Source organism: Ruegeria sp. CJ6, assembly GCF_056536665.1.
Genome location: NZ_JBQFQB010000002.1, coordinates 688,376 through 704,081 on the forward strand (window position 1 = coordinate 688,376; position 15,706 = coordinate 704,081).

Sequence of the window (15,706 nt, forward strand, 5' to 3'; positions counted from 1 at the left end):
CCTCAGCCGGGGAATCCCGGTGAGGGTTTGATTACACCACATTCCAACCCGCGGCGGCTGTATTGCGTGGCGTTCATGAATTTGCGGGTGGCCGGGTGATCGGCCTCTAGCACACCTAAATGCACTAGAATCGCGGCGATGGCGCATTCGCTGGCGCGGGTAGTGCCGTCAGTGATTTTTAGCGCAACGCCCATTCGCTGTTCAGGGATGATGGCAACAAAGACGGCCTCGGCCCCTGTCTTGATTGCAACGCGCCCGTTCATCGCTCGCATCAACTCGGTACAAGCGCGAGTTTCACCTGCTACAAGTTCGGGATGTTTCACCATTGCTTCTGTGAGCTGTACCGCTGCTTCGCTGGAGCGGTCCGAACGGTCTGCGGCAGAGGCAAACCAAGCCATCGATCGCGCAAGTCCCACCAGAGACGTCGCAAAATTTGGGGCGGAGCAACCATCGATCCCATAGGTGGGGCTGGTCTCGCCAGTGGTTTCCTCGATGGCGGACAGGCAGGCCTGCTGAACTGGATGGTCGATTTCCAAGTATTCCGGCCCGGCCCCCATATGCTGCGTCAAAGTCAGGAAACCGCAATGCTTGCCTGAGCAATTGTTGTGAATCTGGCAGGGTGTATCGTCCGCAAGAATCAACCCGTCGCGGGCCGCCATGTCGGCAGGTTCCTGTGGGCCGCAGCGCAGATCGGGCTCGGACAGACCGAGATGATCGAGCCATGCGGACACGCGGTCAGTATGGATATGCGCCCCGTTATGTGAAGCACAGGCCAAGGCCAGATGTTCGCTGTTCAAACCGTATTTTGCAGCTGCTCCCGAGGTGATCAGCGGCAGGGCCTGGATCATTTTGGCCGAGGAACGGGGATAGATCACCGCGTTTGGATCACCCCAGCTGCGCACGATCTGACCACTATCGTCACAGATCACTGCATGGCCCATATGCAGGCTTTCCAACAGTGACCCGCGCCAGAGTTCTGTCATCGGTACGGCTTGTGTCATGTCCACCCCATCAATCATGCGCAAAAATCTGCCAATCGCCCTTTCGCCTGTGGCGAAACCTGCGTTAGTGTGTGTATGTCGACAATCATCGGAATACGCAACTGAACAGACGAACCGGCAGAGTTCGCACGTATTTCCGATGGGTATGAGGTAATAGGTCGGGCTAGGAGGCTGAACCGATGGGATTAAAGCTCGTCCGCGTGATCGCGGGCCTGTGCATGGCAGGAATGGCGACAACGGCAATTGCTCAGCAGGCAACCAGTACCAATCGCGTCGCTGCAAAAACGGACTGGAGCGTGTTTGTCGAGGACGACCCAACCGAATGCTGGAGCGTATCTGCCCCGAAAGAGACCGTGAACACACGCGGTGGCCGGGTCGTTTCCGTTCGGCGCAGCGATATCCTGCTGTTTGTGTTCTATCGTCCGAATGCCGAGGTTAAAGGGCAGGTGACCTTTACCGGCGGCTATCCGTTTGCGTCTGGTTCTACTGTCAATTTGGTTGTCGATGGCAGCGAGTTCGAGCTGTTCACCGATGGTGAGTGGGCATGGCCTGCGACCGCCTCGGATGATGCCAAGATCGTCACAGCGATGAAGCGCGGAAGTGAGGCGGTGCTGACCGCCCGTTCGGAACGTGGTACGCAGACCAAGGACACTTTCTCGTTGCTGGGCTTTACGGCCGCGATTGAAGACGCGGAAACGCGCTGCACGAACTAAGCCACAAGCAGATCAAATTCCGAAACCCCGCTTTCCGGCGGGGTTTTATTTGTTTGGTCCGATCCTGTGTGTTTTCAGAAATTTACGCCACGTAGAGCGGTGTTTCTTGATCCGTGTCAAAGCCTGCGTCCCCATTTTCTGAACTAATTAGTTCAGAATTTGTTGAGGAGTCGGCAATGGACTTAAGCAAAAACCTGGCAGTGCTCTTGATGGCGTCTGCGGTGATCCTTGCAGGTTGTGAGAAAGGATCGGAAACCTATCCGATAACGGGTGAGCAATGTGGTCCGGAAGATCCCGTAAAGACCCTGGATGCAGAAGACTGCTACATCCCGCCCGCAGTAAACTAACAAAAATGGGCCGCTTAAGTTTCTGCTTTAGTGGCCCATCTTGATTGGGCGCGCATCTTGATCTGTGATAGACAGATATCTCTGTCTGGAGGATTGATGGATGCGATGGGCGTTTGTTTTTTTGATGTTTCCGATATCCGCAAGTGCGGATCCAACTATGGAGTGTATTGACGCCGGTTCGCAGGTGGAAATTGGATCTTGTGTTTCGGATATGGAGTTGCGGGTAAACGCTGCGATAGACTCCAGCTATTCGCTGGCGCTTGGCTCCGCACAAGAACTGGACGAGGTCACCGGACGGGTCGTCGCTGTGCCTGCGCTGGAGGCCTCGCAAAACGCGTGGGTGGCCTATCGCGATGCGCAGTGCGAAGCGGTAGGTGCTTCGTTCGGCGGAGGATCGGGTACGGGGATCGCCATCACTGCCTGTCGGGTTGACCTAGGCCGGGCGCGAGTTGACGAATTGTTGCGTTACGCAAATTGAAGCACGAATTCTTTTGATCTTTACGTGTGTTCCTATATAGAGGCGCATCCCAAGCCAGAATCCACCGAGATACGCCAATGTCGCCCAAAGCGCCGATCACTCAAGACGTCATGACCATCCCCCGCAAACTGCCCGAGGGGAAGATGAACCTTGTCGGTTTGACCCGCGATCAATTGCGTGAGGCGCTAATTGAACACGGCACGCCCGAAAAGCAGGCGAAGATGCGCACGGGGCAGATTTGGCAATGGATCTACCAATGGGGTGTGCGTGATTTTGGTGAGATGACCAATCTGGCCAAGGCCTATCGCACGCAACTGGCCGAGCAGTTCGTAATCGAAATCCCCGAAGTCGTGACCCGTCAGGTTTCAGAGGACGGCACCCGCAAGTATCTGTGCCGCATCGCGGGCGGGCATGAGGTTGAGGTTGTCTATATCCCTGAAGATGATCGCGGAACTCTATGCATTTCATCTCAGGTGGGCTGTACTCTGACCTGCTCCTTCTGCCACACGGGCACGCAGAAATTGGTGCGCAACCTGACAGCGGCCGAAATTGTCGGGCAGGTCATGATGGCGCGGGACGATCTTGAGGAATGGCCGACACCCGGTGCCCCCAAGGACGAGACACGGCTGTTGTCGAATATCGTGCTGATGGGTATGGGCGAGCCGCTTTACAACTTTGAAAACGTCCGTGACGCAATGAAGATCGCGATGGACCCCGAAGGGATTTCTCTGTCCCGTCGCCGCATCACGCTGTCGACCTCGGGTGTGGTACCCGAGATCGCGCGCACGGCTGAAGAAATTGGATGCCTGTTGGCGATCTCGTTCCACGCTACCACTGATGAAACTCGCGACGTACTTGTTCCGATCAACAAGCGCTGGAATATCGAGGAACTGCTGCAGGCGTTGGCCAGCTATCCCAACGCGTCGAATTCTGAACGGATCACGTTCGAATACGTGATGCTGGATGGCGTGAACGACAGCGACGAAGACGCACATCGCCTGATCGCACATATCAAGCGCCATAACATCCCGGCCAAGATCAACCTGATCCCGTTCAACGAATGGCCGGGCGCGCCCTACAAGCGCAGCTCGAACAATCGTATCCGCGCCTTTGCGAACATCATCTATCAGGCGGGCTATGCCTCACCCATCCGCAAAACGCGGGGTGAGGATATCATGGCGGCCTGTGGCCAGTTAAAATCGGCCACCGAACGGGCCCGGAAATCGCGAAAGCAGATCGAGGCTGAAGCCGGGCTAAACCGTTAAGGGCATGGGCCGTGGCTTCGCGCGAAAAACTTAATGAATTGAGTGCTGTTTCCTTGTTCAAAATTTGGTATCTTCGGCGCAGACCCGCTCTGGATGGGGAACTCACCGACAGACACAAGGTGGTGAGATTGCTGGGGCGGTGCTGGTAACACCAATTAAGGCCGCTACCATTTTTCTGAAGCAAAGCGGCATTTAGGCGAACTGATCAGTCAGGGAGGCCACAATATGATTGTAAGTCACCGGCAAGTCTTGGGTATCGCGGCTGTTCTGGCGATCTCGGGATTTGTTCTCCACGCGGCATCTGCTCAGACCAAAGATCAGGATGCGCATTTGGCGATTGAAAACCCAGCCGATCTGACCAAGGAGCAAGCGCAGAAACACTATCAGTCATTGATACGACGCATGTCGCGGGGTTATGCGGCGGCACAGATGGACTTGATCCGAAACTATCAGAACTGGCCGTTGTTCAACGATGCGCCCTACATCTCGGCCACGCATGGGCAGCGCTATGTCAACAGCTATGCGAACCGCATGGCCCACAATTACGGCACATTGCAAGAAGGCGAAGAGCTGCCTGCGGGCTCGGTCCTGGCCAAAGACAGTATGACTGTCACAGATGAGGGCAATATCCATCCCGGTGCCCTGTTCGTGATGGAGAAACTGCCAGAAGGCACCAACCCGGAAACAGCCGACTGGCGTTATATCATGGTGATGCCGGACGGTTCGCTGTTCGGTGATACGATGGGCTTTCGCGCGTCAGAGGTCGATTACTGCCATGTCTGCCACGAGGCCGTCGCGGACCGGGACTATACGTTTTACGTACCCGAAGAGTATCGTGTCGCAGAGTGATCTTCAGGCCGCCGGGTCAGGCAGCTTCAGCTCAGTCGCTTCCTGACGACTGAGTTGCTCACCCTGTTTGCGTTTGGATAGGACCTCGCGGGCGAGCGCGTATTTCTCATCCTGCCAGAAGATCAAACAGCCGTTGCAGCCTTTGCCGCAACATCCCTCGGTTCCGATACGATTGGTTTTGAAGCGGCGCTCATTGCCGTCTTCGCCGATTTTCTCGACCAGCTCGTCACGACGGCGGGTATAGGCCTTAGGGTTGTCGCGACCTGAGGTTTCCAGCCCCTGCACCAGCTTGTCAAACCGAATGCGACTCCAGTGTTCGTCGGTCAGGGCACGTTCTTTGCGCAGGACGGAGTAGACCGGGAAACGGGCGCGCAGATCGTCGATATCCTCGTGATCGAACAGGGTGAAGGGAAGGCGGATCATGGTTTTGGTACTGCCATGCACAACGTTCAGCCGCGCCCCATCATGAGCGCGTTCAAAGTCATAGACCCGCAGCAGAACCGTCTCGCGCGAAATCGGAGAGACGAAATCCAATACATCCCCCGGTTCCAGCTTGTTTTTCACCTCGACCAGAAAGGCATCCTCGGTCACCTCGGTGACGATCCCGGCATATTCCCACTGCGCAATCGAGGCTGTGTGTTCGTAATCATGTGCATAATTGGTCAGGCGGCCTTCGTGGAAAGCCAGCGTGTAGCCGCGGTTCCCGATTGTTTCGAGTTCACGCATATAGGGCTTCGGGTCCCAGTTCTCGGGGTCGGCGTGATAGTCGTCGATGGCCATACGATAGGCGCGCGCGACGATGGCGGCATAATACTCCGATTTGCCGCGCCCTTCGACTTTCAGACTGTCGACACCGATCTTCAAGTATTCATCCAGCTTGGGCATGATGCACAGGTCGCGGGAATTGAGGATGTAGGATCCCCGATCATCCTCTTCGATGGGCATCAAATCACCGGGGCGACAGCCTTCTTCCAGCAGGAATTCGAATAGGTCGGCGTTTTCATCGGTAATGCGCAGCTCCTGATGCGTTCCGTCTTTCAGACGCAGTTTCAAACCATAGTTCCAGCGGCAGGAATTGGCGCAGTTGCCCTGATTGGCCCCGCGTTCGGCCATGAAGTTCGACAGTAGGCAGCGGCCCGAATAGGTCATGCACATGGCCCCGTGCACAAACGCCTCAAGCTTGATGTCCGGGCATTTTTCGCGAATCTCGACCAGTTCGGGATAGGAGACTTCGCGGGCCAGCACCACAAGTTCAGCCCCCTGATCCTGCCAGAACTTCACCGACAGCCAAGAACAGATATTGGCCTGGGTTGAGATATGAAGCGGCAATTCAGGCGCTCGTTCGCGGACGTATTGGAACACGCCGGGATCAGCGATGATCAACCCGTCGGGTTTCACCTTGCGGACGGTGTCGATGTATTCATCGAGCTTCGGAATGTCCTTATTGTGCGAGAACAGGTTCAGTGTCAGGTACGCGCGCCGGCCATGGTTGTGGCAGAACTCGACCCCCTCGATCACCTCTTCCAGCGAGAACTCGGATTTAGTGCGCAGCGACATATCCGGTGTGCCCAGATAGACCGCATCCGCGCCATACAGGATAGCGAGTTTCAACTTACGCAGATTGCCCGCAGGCATCAGCAATTCGGATCTGGACTGGGTCATGGGGATACCGGGCTAGGATCAAGGGCGCCTTCTACGCCAAAATCCCGGCTCCCAAAACCCCGTTAACTGCGACGGAATCGCGCTGTTCCGATCACTTCGATCAGTTGTTGGCGAACCGGTTCCGGTTGCGCCTCGACCGCGTTCAAAACCTCGCGCAGTTCGGCGCGTAGCCCATGCATCTGGTCGATCAGAGAGATCATCATCGACAGTGCATCGGCCTCCATGTCGTACTGGTCATGCAGTTCGCATGCCAGTTCCAGACGAGCAACGTCGATACGCTGATATCGCAGCCCTTGCTCCGATTGCTCGGGGATCACGATCTCAGCGGCCAGATATTCGGTCAGGCGATCCGAAGTCAGGCGGGCGATGGCGTCGATCAGTTCGGCTTCGGTCAATGTGCGGCTCATGACGGCATTCCTTTGCGTGGATCATAGCCGTGGGTTTCGCGCCATGTCTCCATGAAGTGCTTCAATTCATCGTCTACCTTGTCTGGCATTGCGACGGTCAGTTCTATGAACTGATCGCCCCGCTCGGACGAGCCGCGTTTCTTGACCCCTTTGCCACGCAGGCGCAGGGTTTTGCCGCTGCTGGTCCCCGCTGGGACACTGACATTGACGCCACCGTCGATGGTAGGGGCGGGAACCTTGCCACCCAGAACGGCCTCATCAATGGTGATGGGCAGCGTGATGTGGATGTCATCGCCTTGACGGTCGAACACCGGGTGATCGGCAACCGAGATCGTCACAAGCGCATCGCCGGGAGGCCCATCGCCGTACCCCGGGGCCCCTTTGCCACGCAGGCGGATGGTTTGCCCGGTCGTGATGCCCGCAGGTATCTTCACTTCAATCCGGTTCCCATCTGGCAGGGTCAATTTCTGGCTGGCTCCGAAAACGGCATCCAGGAAGCTGATCTGCAGCGAGTAGTTCAGGTTGTGGCCCGGTGCATGGAATTCCTGCGTGCGCTGTCCATATCCACCCCGCCCGCGCATGAATTCGGCAAAGATGTCGGACATATCGTCCTGTTCAGCCGCGTGACCGCGATAAGGGTTGCCAGCAGCCTCGGCATATTCGCGATAATACTGCTGCTGCGGACGTTCCTGACCCGACGCATCAATTTCGCCATTGTCGTAGCGTTTGCGCGTCTCGGGGTCTTTCAGCAGGTCATAAGCAGCAGCAGCGGCTTTGAACTTGGCCTCTGCCTCGGCATCGCCCGGCTTGAGGTCCGGGTGGCATTCTTTGGCGATCTTCCGATAGGCTTTCTTGATCTCGGCATCGCTAGCGTCTTTGGCGATGCCAAGTACGGAATAGGGATCGTCGCTCATCTTGCCTCTCGTCGATGTGGGGTTTGGCCTTGATGAAGGTATTTTATCAATTGATTTCAACAGGTCAAAAAGAAGAGGCGGCTAAATTGTCTCGTAAATCTGTCAAGCTCTGCTAATATTAAGATGTTTCAGATTGATCATTGACGGAGATCACCCCATGACGCGCAGGCTCAAATCGGTGCTGGCATTGCTGGCTGGGAACGCCATCGGGCTGCTTTTGGCCAGTTTGCTGCTGTCAGAGTTTGCGATCCGACCGATTTCCTTCATCGTGGTGGTAGTCGTGTTCACCCTGGTCCAGGTGATAGCCGAACCGCTGATCCTGAAGCTGGGGGAAAAGAAGGCGCCGGCGCTGAAGGGCGGAATTGCCTTGATCGTAACCTTTGTTGGCCTTCTGGTCACCGATCTGATCACATCCGGTCTGACCATTGGCGGTATCTCAAATCTGTTGGCCGCAACCTTGCTGGTATGGTTGGGCGCTCTGATCGGCAGTATTGTGCTGCCGATCTACGTGTTTCCCGAACTGCGCGACCCTAAGAAATAGTCATATCGCGTCTAAACTGGCCTCGATGGCCTGCCACAACTCGTCCACCGGTTCGCACCCCACGGACAGGCGGATGAAAGCAGGATCGACAGCATCCCCCCAACGGGCGCGCCGCTCGGCCGAACTGTGGACGCCGCCGAAGGATGTAGCCGGACGCAGCAGTGGGCAGCTGTTGATGAACTGTTCGGCTTTGTTCTCGGTCTCAAGCGTGATGCTTAGCAGAAACCCGAAGCGCGTGGTTTGAGCCGTCGCCAATGTGTGCGCCGGATCATCGGTCAGTCCAGGATAGCGGATCTGTTTCACGGCCGGGTGCGCCGCCAGCCGTTCAGCCAGTATTTGTGCTGAGCTACACATCCGATCAAACCGCACATCCAGAGTCTCCAAACCCCGATGTAGCAACCACGCTTCATTTGGCCCCGGGATCGCACCGGAGACGCGGCGCCATTCCTCAACTCGCTCCATGATTTGCGGATCGCGGCTGGCTAAATGACCCATCAACAGGTCCGAATGCCCACCCATCGCTTTGGTATCTGAACTCACAACCACATCGACGCCAAGGTCCAGTGGGCGCTGGCCCAATGGGGTCATCGTAGTGTTGTCGGCGATGGTGATGCCGCCGGCCTCGCGCACCGCCTCGGCAATTGCACGCAGATCAAGCATGTCCAGACCGGGGTTCGAGGGGCTTTCCAGAAACACAACATCGACTTCATCAAAGCCACCTTCGGCAAAGTCGGTGGTTGGGCGTTCGATAACCGAGACGCCCAGATTTGACAGGAAACGATCAGCCAAAAGGCGCGTCACATAATACCCGTCGGACGGGATCAGCAGCCGCGACCCGGCTTGGACCGTCGCAAACAAGGCCGCCGAAATCGCACCCATACCGGAAGGAAAGCTGAGGCAGGGTGCATCTTCGAGATGCGACAGAACGTGTTCCAGATGCACCCAGGTCGGGTTATCGACCCGGCCATAGCTGGCATGCCCATCCGGCGCGCCGGGCAGATGGTACATGCTGCTTTGGGTCAACGGCAGGGCCACAGGCTCGCCCTTGTTCAGTGCATTCCCGCGCAGGTGCAACATTTCTCCGGTCTTCGGGCTCATGGCTCAGCGCCCCGGTATTTCATCGCGTGGGGGCGCGGGTTCCCAGTTCTCGATGATCTCGACTGCCTCTTGCGCAGTGTCGACAAAGCGGAACAGGTCAAGATCCTCGTCCGAGATCGTGCCCGCATCGGCCAGCGCTTCCCAGTTGATAACCTTTTCCCAGAACTCACGCCCGAACAGCAGGAAAGGGACGCGGTCCATGCGGCCGGTCTGGATCAAAGTCAGGGATTCGAAGAGCTCATCCATGGTGCCGAAGCCGCCGGGGAAGATGGTGATGGCGCGAGCGCGCATAAGGAAGTGCATCTTGCGGATGGCGAAGTAGTGGAAATTGAAGCTGAGATCAGGCGTCACGTATAGGTTCGGAGCCTGCTCGTGCGGAAGCACGATGTTCAGGCCGATCGAACACCCGCCCGCATCCTGTGCACCACGGTTACCCGCCTCCATCACGCCGGGGCCGCCACCGGTGACGATCACATTTTCGCGGCAGCCTGTCTGATTTGACTTCTCGGTCATCAGCCGCGCAAACTCACGCGCTTCATCGTAGTATTTCGACAGCCCGGCCAAGGTCTCGGTCCGCGCCGTGTGTTTCTGAGCGGGTTCCGGAATGCGCGCGCCACCGAACATGACGATGGTCGAGGTGATCTCACGCTCTGTCATGATCATCTCGGGCTTCAGCAGCTCCAGCTGCAGTCGTACGGGGCGCAGCTCATCCCGGCACAGGAAGTCATCATCAGCGAAGGCAAGGCGATAGGCCGAAGACCGCGTCTGCGGGGTATCTGGTACCTCGCTTGCGGTCGAGCGGTCGGTCTGTGCGTCGCGAAAGGGGCTGAGGCGATCTTCTCTCATAAACGGGGTTCCCTGCTTGCGTGTTTCCAAAACAGCTATAGGGTTCGCGGGCAGAGTGCCAGTCACGGAAAGACAAGAATGGATTGGAAAAGTGAAATATTGGCAGCGCGGGATCGCATTGCCGGACACGCGCAGGTCACACCGGTGATGGAAAGCCATATTCCGGGCTATCCGATTGAAATGAAGCTTGAACATATGCAGCACACCGGCAGCTTCAAAGCGCGCGGGGCGTTCAATACCCTGCTCAGCATGGATGTGCCCGCGGCAGGCGTCGTGGCGGCTTCCGGTGGCAACCACGGTGCGGCAGCGGCTTATGCCGCGCAATCACTGGGCTACCCAGCGAAGATTTTTGTGCCCGAACTTGCAGGTCCCTCCAAGATTGCGCTGATCAAGCGGATCGGGGCTGATCTGAGTGTTGTTTCGGGTGAATACGCCAATGCACTGACCATGGCGCAGGCGCATGAGGAAAGCACCGGCGCCATGCAAATCCACGCCTATGATGCGCCAGCGACGGTGGCAGGGCAAGGGACATGTTTTGCTGAATGGGACGCGCAGGGCTTGCAGGCGGACACAGTATTGGTGGCCGTGGGCGGCGGTGGGCTGATTGCCGGAGCTTTGGCATGGTTTCAGGGTGCGCGCAAAGTCGTGGCGGTCGAACCGGAAACCTCTTGCGCGCTGAATGCGGCGTTGGCTGCGGGCGAACCGGTTGATGTTTCCGTTTCAGGCATTGCAGCGAACGCACTGGGCGCACGGAGAATTGGTGAGATTTGCTTTGGGCTGGCCCAAGGTATGAGTTCGGTTCTGGTTTCTGATGATGCGATAGCGCAAGCCCAGAATACTCTGTGGCAGACGCATCGAATACTGGTTGAACCAGCAGGGGCTGCTGCGCTTGCCGCACTGATTTCGGGCGCTTACCAGCCGGAGCCGGGTGAGCGTGTCGCAGTGCTGATTTGCGGCGGGAACATCGCGCCAGATCCGCTAACGGGTTGAGAATACGGCTTGTAGATGTTGTTCATGGATTTTATCTATAATTCATGACCGCAACCATTGCCGACACAATCTATAATGCCCTGAGCCAGAAAATCATCACCGGCGATCTTCCTGCCGGTGAAAAGCTGCGTCAGGACCATATCGCGCGCGACTTTGAGACCAGCCATGTTCCGGTGCGCGAAGCACTGCTGCGGCTTGAGGCGCATGGATTGGCCAAAAGCGAGCCGCGAAAGGGCATGCGCGTCACCGCGTTGGACCCTGCCGAAGTGCGTGAGGTGATCGAAATGCGTGTCGCGCTGGAAACGCTGGCAGTGCAGCATTCCGTGCAAAACATGACTCCACCTGCTCTGAAGGCCGCTGATGATGCACGAAAGGCGTGTGATGAGGCAGAGAGCATGCCTCAGTGGGAGGCGCGGAACAGGGTGTTTCATCGTGCCATCCTGACACCATGCGGGTTGCCCCGTCTTTTGCATGCTGTCGATGATCTGCACATTGCCAGTGCCAGGCACCTGTTTGCACATTGGCGGCCCAAATGGGTGCAGCGCGTCGATACGGATCACGCTGCGATCATTCAGGCACTGAAGAGCAAAGACGTTTCCGCCGCAACCTCGATACTTGTGCGCCATATCCGTCGTGCAAGCTGATACTTTCTGCCTTTGAAACGACAATCTGTGCCTCCTCAGAAGATTTGACTTGATTTTTAATAGATAAAAATGATGATCAATTCCGAATCTATGTAATATTATCTATAAAAAGAGAATGACGATGAAAGCCACTCTGCAATCCACCCTCCCGGCCGCCGGAGTAATAACCCCTGCGGGTCAGATCCTTCGTGTCGCGTTGGGTATTCTTCTTTTGACCGCCAGTGCAAAAGTCCAGGTGCCATTTTGGCCTGTGCCCATGACCCTTCAAGTCGCCGCTGTCATGGCTATCGCCGCGGCATTTGGGCTGCGTCTCGGTTCTGCAACCGTGATCGGTTACATGGTCGCCGGGGCAGTGGGTTTGCCGGTGTTTGCCGGAACGCCCGAAAAAGGCATTGGGCTGGCCTATATGATGGGCGGAACCGGAGGTTATCTGCTGGGCTTCGTCGCCGCTTCGGTTATGGTTGGATGGGCAGCGGACAATCTGCGCAAGCTGTTTCTGGTTCCGGCGATGCTGGCTGGACTTGCGGTGATCTATGCGCTGGGTCTGGGTTGGTTGGCTCAGTTCGTGCCTGCAGACAAGGTTCTGGTTTACGGTTTCAGCCCTTTCATTCTGGGTGATCTCGTGAAGATTGCATTGGCAGCCGTTCTCGTGATTGGCCTGCCGACGGGTCTGATGCAGAAAATCCGTGGGCCGCAGCCAGATGCTTGATACCGGGCAAGATATCCGCAGCGATTGGACCGTGGATGAAGTGGAGGCGCTGATGCGCCTCCCACTGTTGGATCTGGTAGGTCGCGCAAATGTAGTTCACCGGACATATCACGATCCAAACGACATCCAAAAAGCCAGCCTGCTGTCGATAAAAACCGGAAGCTGTCCCGAGGATTGCGCCTATTGCCCGCAATCCGCTCATCATCGCGAGGTCGAGCTGACCAAGGAAAAGCTCATGAACCCTGCGCATGTCATCTCGCTTGCCAAACGGGCGCGCGATGCGGGGGCTGAACGGTTTTGCATGGGTGCTGCATGGCGTCAGGTGCGCGACGGCGAAGAATTCGACAATGTGCTGGACATGGTGCGGGGCGTGCGCGATCTGGACATGGAGGCTTGCGTCACCCTGGGCATGCTCAAGCCACATCAGGCCAAACGATTGGCCGAGGCGGGACTTACGGCGTACAATCATAACCTGGATACTTCGCCGGAATTCTATGGCGAGATTATTGGAACTCGTACCTATCAGGATCGTCTTGAGACCCTCAGCTATTGCCGGGACGAAGGCATTGATCTGTGCTGCGGCGGCATTATCGGTATGGGTGAAAGCCTGCGGGATCGTGCCTCGCTGTTGCAGGTTCTTGCGAATTTCGACCCGCATCCCGAAAGCGTACCGATAAACGCGCTGATCCCGATCAAAGGCACGCCGCTGGCGCATCTAGAAAAGGTGGGCATTTTTGATCTGGTGCGCATGGTTGCGACCGCGCGGATCACAATGCCGCAAACACGGGTGCGTATGTCCGCAGGGCGGTCGGATTTTTCAACTGCCGAGCAGGCTTTGTGCTTTCTGGCTGGTGCAAATTCGGTTTTCTACGGCGATGTGTTGCTGACCGCACCCAATGCCGGAACCCAAAATGACCGGGATATGTTTGCCGCACTCAGCGCACTTACCGATGATTGACGCAAACCGAGGTATCCGCGTCGCATTGCGCCATGGGTCTCGCTTGCGTATAGGCCACATCAACGTGAACAGATTCTCTAGGGAGACGCCCCATGTCCAATGCGCAACTGGAAGCCGCCATCGAAGCCGCCTGGGAAGTACGTGACACAATCACCCCTGCGACCACCGGCGAGCAACGAGAAGCAATCGAAGACACGCTGAGCGCGCTGGACAGCGGTTCGCTGCGGGTGGCTGAAAAGCTCGACAGTGGTGATTGGCACGTGAACCAGTGGGCGAAAAAAGCAGTTCTGCTGGGGTTCCGCATCAAGGACATGGAAATCCAGACCGGAGGCCCGCAAGACGGCGGCTGGTGGGATAAGGTCGACAGCAAGTTCGCTGGCTGGGGAGAGAACCAGTGGCGCGCGGCAGGGTTCCGCGCCGTGCCAAACTGTGTGGTCCGCAAGTCGGCCTATGTCGCACCTGGTGTGGTGCTGATGCCCTCGTTCGTCAACCTTGGTGCTTATGTCGATGAAGGCACGATGGTTGATACCTGGGCCACCGTTGGTTCCTGCGCGCAGATCGGCAAGAACGTGCACTTGTCGGGCGGCGTCGGCATTGGAGGCGTACTGGAGCCGATGCAGGCCGGTCCGACCATTATCGAGGACAACTGCTTTATCGGTGCGCGTTCGGAAGTGGTCGAAGGCTGCATCGTCCGCGAGGGTTCGGTTCTGGGCATGGGCGTATTCATCGGTAAATCCACCAAGATCGTGGACCGCGAAACCGGTGAAGTCATGTATGGCGAGGTTCCGCCCTATTCGGTGGTTGTTGCGGGTTCGATGCCGTCCAAGAACAATGTAAGCCTGTATTGCGCGGTCATCGTGAAGCGCGTCGATGAAAAGACCCGTTCGAAAACTGGGATCAATGAGCTACTGCGCGACTGATCCCGTCGTTTCAGTCTGAATAGGCCGCAGAGTGCATGCTCTGCGGCCTTTCTTATTTTGGCATGAACTCCAGCACTTTCTGCTGAAAGAAATCAATCGCCGCCTCACCTCCGGCCCCTTTGGCCAGAGGGCCGACTTGATATCGTGGCGATTGAAGGGCGCGCTGCATCTTTTCGCACACCCAGACATCCTCGGTCTGAAAATCCCCCGTCTCCAGTGGGTGCTGGGTCCAGTGAGAGGATTTGATCCGACCGGATTCCGGGTCGTATCCGGGTATGTCCGCCGCGCGATGCGTATAGGTGAACCAGCCTTTAGGTGACCAGTTTCTGACCCGCAGAAGTGTTGTGTTGGCGTCGGCCGGTTCCATGGTCGATATCGAAAACCCCCAGGGGTTTGGCGTCAGGATCGTGGTCGGAAACAGCATGTAGACCCCGCCATAGCCCGGCGTTTCGGCATTCCGTACCGTTTTCAGGCCGGACCCTTTGGCCGAGTTTTCAACAAACTGAGGGATACGATGTTTGACGCCTTCGCGCTCGGTCGACCACCAAACCATGTTTTGGCCAAAAACCTCCCATAGATTCTTGTCATGGGTTGGCCCGCCCAACGTGTCTTTGTGCAGATAGGCCAGATGATAGCCGTCTATTGCATTTTCAAAGAAGACCTTCCAATTGCAGTTGATCTCATAGACAACGTCGTCGGGGTTCTCTTGTAGCTCGCTTGATGCCAGATCATGAGGCCAAGGTTTTTGAGCCAGATCGCCAAGCCACGCGTCAAAGCTTTGATCCGGTTCTGGGTGAACAAAAACAAGGTTGCGGAAGACACCGACTGAGGCACCGAACAACGCGGTTGCCTTCTTGTCCAGGTCCGGAAAGCACTCGCGCTGGGCTGGTACTCCGCGCAAAGCGCCATCCAGATTGTAGACCCAGTTGTGATAAGGGCAGACAATGGTTTTGCCTGCGTTTCCACAGCCTTCCAACAACTCGGTTCCGCGATGGCGGCATTGGTTGTGGAAGGCGCGCAAGTCGCCATTTGCGTCCCTTATGACGATCAGAGCGTAGGCCCCGGCCTGAATCGTCCTGAAATCGCCAGGCTCGGTGAAATCCATAGTCACGCCGGCAAAACTCCAGCACTTGCTGAACAGGGTTTTCTGTTCGGCCTCATACCAACTGTCCGAGACATATGCCTCACGCGGCAGTTGTTGCTTGGGTTGATCCGGAAGTGCGTCAGGCGGCATTGTCGAGTCCGTTTATTGTCAAAAATGATAATCATCAATATTGACAATAAACCTTCGAATGTCCAGATTTCACCTTAAGATTTTTCTGAACCCGCTTGGAGGCAGGATGACTTTTATTCAAACCCTGAGG

The 15,706-nt window shown here is 56.8% G+C and carries 18 protein-coding genes; 11 read left to right on the forward strand and 7 right to left on the reverse strand.

What is annotated here, in order from left to right:
- Window positions 1-2: 2 nt before the first annotated feature.
- On the reverse strand, window positions 3-1,001 hold the full coding sequence (locus ACR0BT_RS08755) for an asparaginase (protein WP_480762957.1): 999 nt from the start codon (window positions 999-1,001) through the stop codon (window positions 3-5).
- 179 nt (window positions 1,002-1,180) lie between these two features.
- Between ACR0BT_RS08755 and ACR0BT_RS08760 the strand changes: the two genes are divergently transcribed.
- From ACR0BT_RS08760 to ACR0BT_RS08780, 5 genes are all read left to right on the forward strand, one after another.
- Complete coding sequence (locus ACR0BT_RS08760; RefSeq protein ID WP_170399079.1) at window positions 1,181-1,714, forward strand: invasion associated locus B family protein; 534 nt, start codon at window positions 1,181-1,183, stop codon at window positions 1,712-1,714.
- Between the two features lie 176 nt (window positions 1,715-1,890).
- A complete protein-coding gene (locus tag ACR0BT_RS08765; protein WP_480762958.1) occupies window positions 1,891-2,061 on the forward strand; it encodes a hypothetical protein in 171 nt (56 codons plus the stop codon).
- Window positions 2,062-2,218: 157 nt separating this feature from the next.
- Complete coding sequence (locus ACR0BT_RS08770; protein ID WP_480438911.1) at window positions 2,219-2,539, forward strand: lysozyme inhibitor LprI family protein; 321 nt, start codon at window positions 2,219-2,221, stop codon at window positions 2,537-2,539.
- Window positions 2,540-2,616: 77 nt separating this feature from the next.
- Entirely contained in the window at window positions 2,617-3,804 is a 1,188-nt protein-coding gene (gene rlmN / locus ACR0BT_RS08775; RefSeq protein ID WP_170562225.1) for a dual-specificity RNA methyltransferase RlmN, read from the forward strand.
- Between the two features lie 225 nt (window positions 3,805-4,029).
- Complete coding sequence (locus tag ACR0BT_RS08780) at window positions 4,030-4,653, forward strand: cytochrome P460 family protein (RefSeq protein ID WP_170425939.1); 624 nt, start codon at window positions 4,030-4,032, stop codon at window positions 4,651-4,653.
- 3 nt (window positions 4,654-4,656) lie between these two features.
- Here ACR0BT_RS08780 and ACR0BT_RS08785 read toward each other — a convergent pair whose 3' ends face one another.
- The 3 genes from ACR0BT_RS08785 to ACR0BT_RS08795 form a co-directional block, all read right to left on the reverse strand.
- Entirely contained in the window at window positions 4,657-6,315 is a 1,659-nt protein-coding gene (locus ACR0BT_RS08785; RefSeq protein WP_170425938.1) for a U32 family peptidase, read from the reverse strand.
- Between the two features lie 62 nt (window positions 6,316-6,377).
- Window positions 6,378-6,722, reverse strand: a complete 345-nt coding sequence (locus ACR0BT_RS08790) for a hypothetical protein (protein ID WP_170406831.1) — start codon at window positions 6,720-6,722, stop codon at window positions 6,378-6,380.
- Window positions 6,719-7,636: a DnaJ C-terminal domain-containing protein gene (locus tag ACR0BT_RS08795; protein WP_480762959.1), complete on the reverse strand. Its 918-nt coding sequence runs from the start codon at window positions 7,634-7,636 to the stop codon at window positions 6,719-6,721. The genes ACR0BT_RS08790 and ACR0BT_RS08795 overlap by 4 nt, the downstream gene beginning before the upstream one ends.
- Window positions 7,637-7,793: 157 nt before the next feature.
- Here ACR0BT_RS08795 and ACR0BT_RS08800 point away from each other — a divergent pair, with 157 nt between their 5' ends.
- Entirely contained in the window at window positions 7,794-8,177 is a 384-nt protein-coding gene (locus tag ACR0BT_RS08800) for a hypothetical protein (protein WP_170399056.1), read from the forward strand.
- On the opposite strand, the gene ACR0BT_RS08805 is transcribed toward ACR0BT_RS08800, so the two are convergent.
- Window positions 8,178-9,275: a cystathionine gamma-lyase gene (locus ACR0BT_RS08805; protein WP_480762960.1), complete on the reverse strand. Its 1,098-nt coding sequence runs from the start codon at window positions 9,273-9,275 to the stop codon at window positions 8,178-8,180.
- A 3-nt stretch (window positions 9,276-9,278) separates the two neighbouring features.
- Entirely contained in the window at window positions 9,279-10,121 is an 843-nt protein-coding gene (locus ACR0BT_RS08810; protein WP_170399048.1) for an LOG family protein, read from the reverse strand.
- Window positions 10,122-10,199: 78 nt separating this feature from the next.
- Here ACR0BT_RS08810 and ACR0BT_RS08815 point away from each other — a divergent pair, with 78 nt between their 5' ends.
- The 5 genes from ACR0BT_RS08815 (at window position 10,200) to dapD (ending at window position 14,342) form a co-directional block, all read left to right on the forward strand.
- Window positions 10,200-11,111: a threonine/serine dehydratase gene (locus ACR0BT_RS08815; RefSeq protein ID WP_170611365.1), complete on the forward strand. Its 912-nt coding sequence runs from the start codon at window positions 10,200-10,202 to the stop codon at window positions 11,109-11,111.
- 44 nt (window positions 11,112-11,155) lie between these two features.
- Complete coding sequence (locus ACR0BT_RS08820; protein WP_480762961.1) at window positions 11,156-11,755, forward strand: GntR family transcriptional regulator; 600 nt, start codon at window positions 11,156-11,158, stop codon at window positions 11,753-11,755.
- Window positions 11,756-11,876: 121 nt separating this feature from the next.
- Window positions 11,877-12,464, forward strand: a complete 588-nt coding sequence (locus ACR0BT_RS08825) for a biotin transporter BioY (protein WP_480763040.1) — start codon at window positions 11,877-11,879, stop codon at window positions 12,462-12,464.
- Complete coding sequence (gene bioB, locus ACR0BT_RS08830; RefSeq protein ID WP_480762962.1) at window positions 12,457-13,422, forward strand: biotin synthase BioB; 966 nt, start codon at window positions 12,457-12,459, stop codon at window positions 13,420-13,422. The genes ACR0BT_RS08825 and bioB overlap by 8 nt, the downstream gene beginning before the upstream one ends.
- Window positions 13,423-13,514: 92 nt before the next feature.
- On the forward strand, window positions 13,515-14,342 hold the full coding sequence (dapD, locus tag ACR0BT_RS08835; protein WP_170399035.1) for a 2,3,4,5-tetrahydropyridine-2,6-dicarboxylate N-succinyltransferase: 828 nt from the start codon (window positions 13,515-13,517) through the stop codon (window positions 14,340-14,342).
- A gap of 52 nt (window positions 14,343-14,394) precedes the next feature.
- Here the strand turns inward: dapD and ACR0BT_RS08840 are convergent, their stop codons facing one another.
- Entirely contained in the window at window positions 14,395-15,576 is a 1,182-nt protein-coding gene (locus ACR0BT_RS08840; protein WP_480762963.1) for an aromatic ring-hydroxylating oxygenase subunit alpha, read from the reverse strand.
- Window positions 15,577-15,706: the final 130 nt, after the last annotated feature.

Coding starts and splice junctions, on each gene's coding strand:
- ACR0BT_RS08755 (WP_480762957.1), bottom strand. CDS start 1,001: ATGACACAAGCCGTACCGATGACAGAACTCTGGCGCGGGTCACTGTTG.
- ACR0BT_RS08760 (WP_170399079.1), top strand. CDS start 1,181: ATGGGATTAAAGCTCGTCCGCGTGATCGCGGGCCTGTGCATGGCAGGA.
- ACR0BT_RS08765 (WP_480762958.1), top strand. CDS start 1,891: ATGGACTTAAGCAAAAACCTGGCAGTGCTCTTGATGGCGTCTGCGGTG.
- ACR0BT_RS08770 (WP_480438911.1), top strand. CDS start 2,219: ATGGAGTGTATTGACGCCGGTTCGCAGGTGGAAATTGGATCTTGTGTT.
- rlmN (WP_170562225.1), top strand. CDS start 2,617: ATGTCGCCCAAAGCGCCGATCACTCAAGACGTCATGACCATCCCCCGC.
- ACR0BT_RS08780 (WP_170425939.1), top strand. CDS start 4,030: ATGATTGTAAGTCACCGGCAAGTCTTGGGTATCGCGGCTGTTCTGGCG.
- ACR0BT_RS08785 (WP_170425938.1), bottom strand. CDS start 6,315: ATGACCCAGTCCAGATCCGAATTGCTGATGCCTGCGGGCAATCTGCGT.
- ACR0BT_RS08790 (WP_170406831.1), bottom strand. CDS start 6,722: ATGAGCCGCACATTGACCGAAGCCGAACTGATCGACGCCATCGCCCGC.
- ACR0BT_RS08795 (WP_480762959.1), bottom strand. CDS start 7,636: ATGAGCGACGATCCCTATTCCGTACTTGGCATCGCCAAAGACGCTAGC.
- ACR0BT_RS08800 (WP_170399056.1), top strand. CDS start 7,794: ATGACGCGCAGGCTCAAATCGGTGCTGGCATTGCTGGCTGGGAACGCC.
- ACR0BT_RS08805 (WP_480762960.1), bottom strand. CDS start 9,275: ATGAGCCCGAAGACCGGAGAAATGTTGCACCTGCGCGGGAATGCACTG.
- ACR0BT_RS08810 (WP_170399048.1), bottom strand. CDS start 10,121: ATGAGAGAAGATCGCCTCAGCCCCTTTCGCGACGCACAGACCGACCGC.
- ACR0BT_RS08815 (WP_170611365.1), top strand. CDS start 10,200: ATGGATTGGAAAAGTGAAATATTGGCAGCGCGGGATCGCATTGCCGGA.
- ACR0BT_RS08820 (WP_480762961.1), top strand. CDS start 11,156: ATGACCGCAACCATTGCCGACACAATCTATAATGCCCTGAGCCAGAAA.
- ACR0BT_RS08825 (WP_480763040.1), top strand. CDS start 11,877: ATGAAAGCCACTCTGCAATCCACCCTCCCGGCCGCCGGAGTAATAACC.
- bioB (WP_480762962.1), top strand. CDS start 12,457: ATGCTTGATACCGGGCAAGATATCCGCAGCGATTGGACCGTGGATGAA.
- dapD (WP_170399035.1), top strand. CDS start 13,515: ATGTCCAATGCGCAACTGGAAGCCGCCATCGAAGCCGCCTGGGAAGTA.
- ACR0BT_RS08840 (WP_480762963.1), bottom strand. CDS start 15,576: ATGCCGCCTGACGCACTTCCGGATCAACCCAAGCAACAACTGCCGCGT.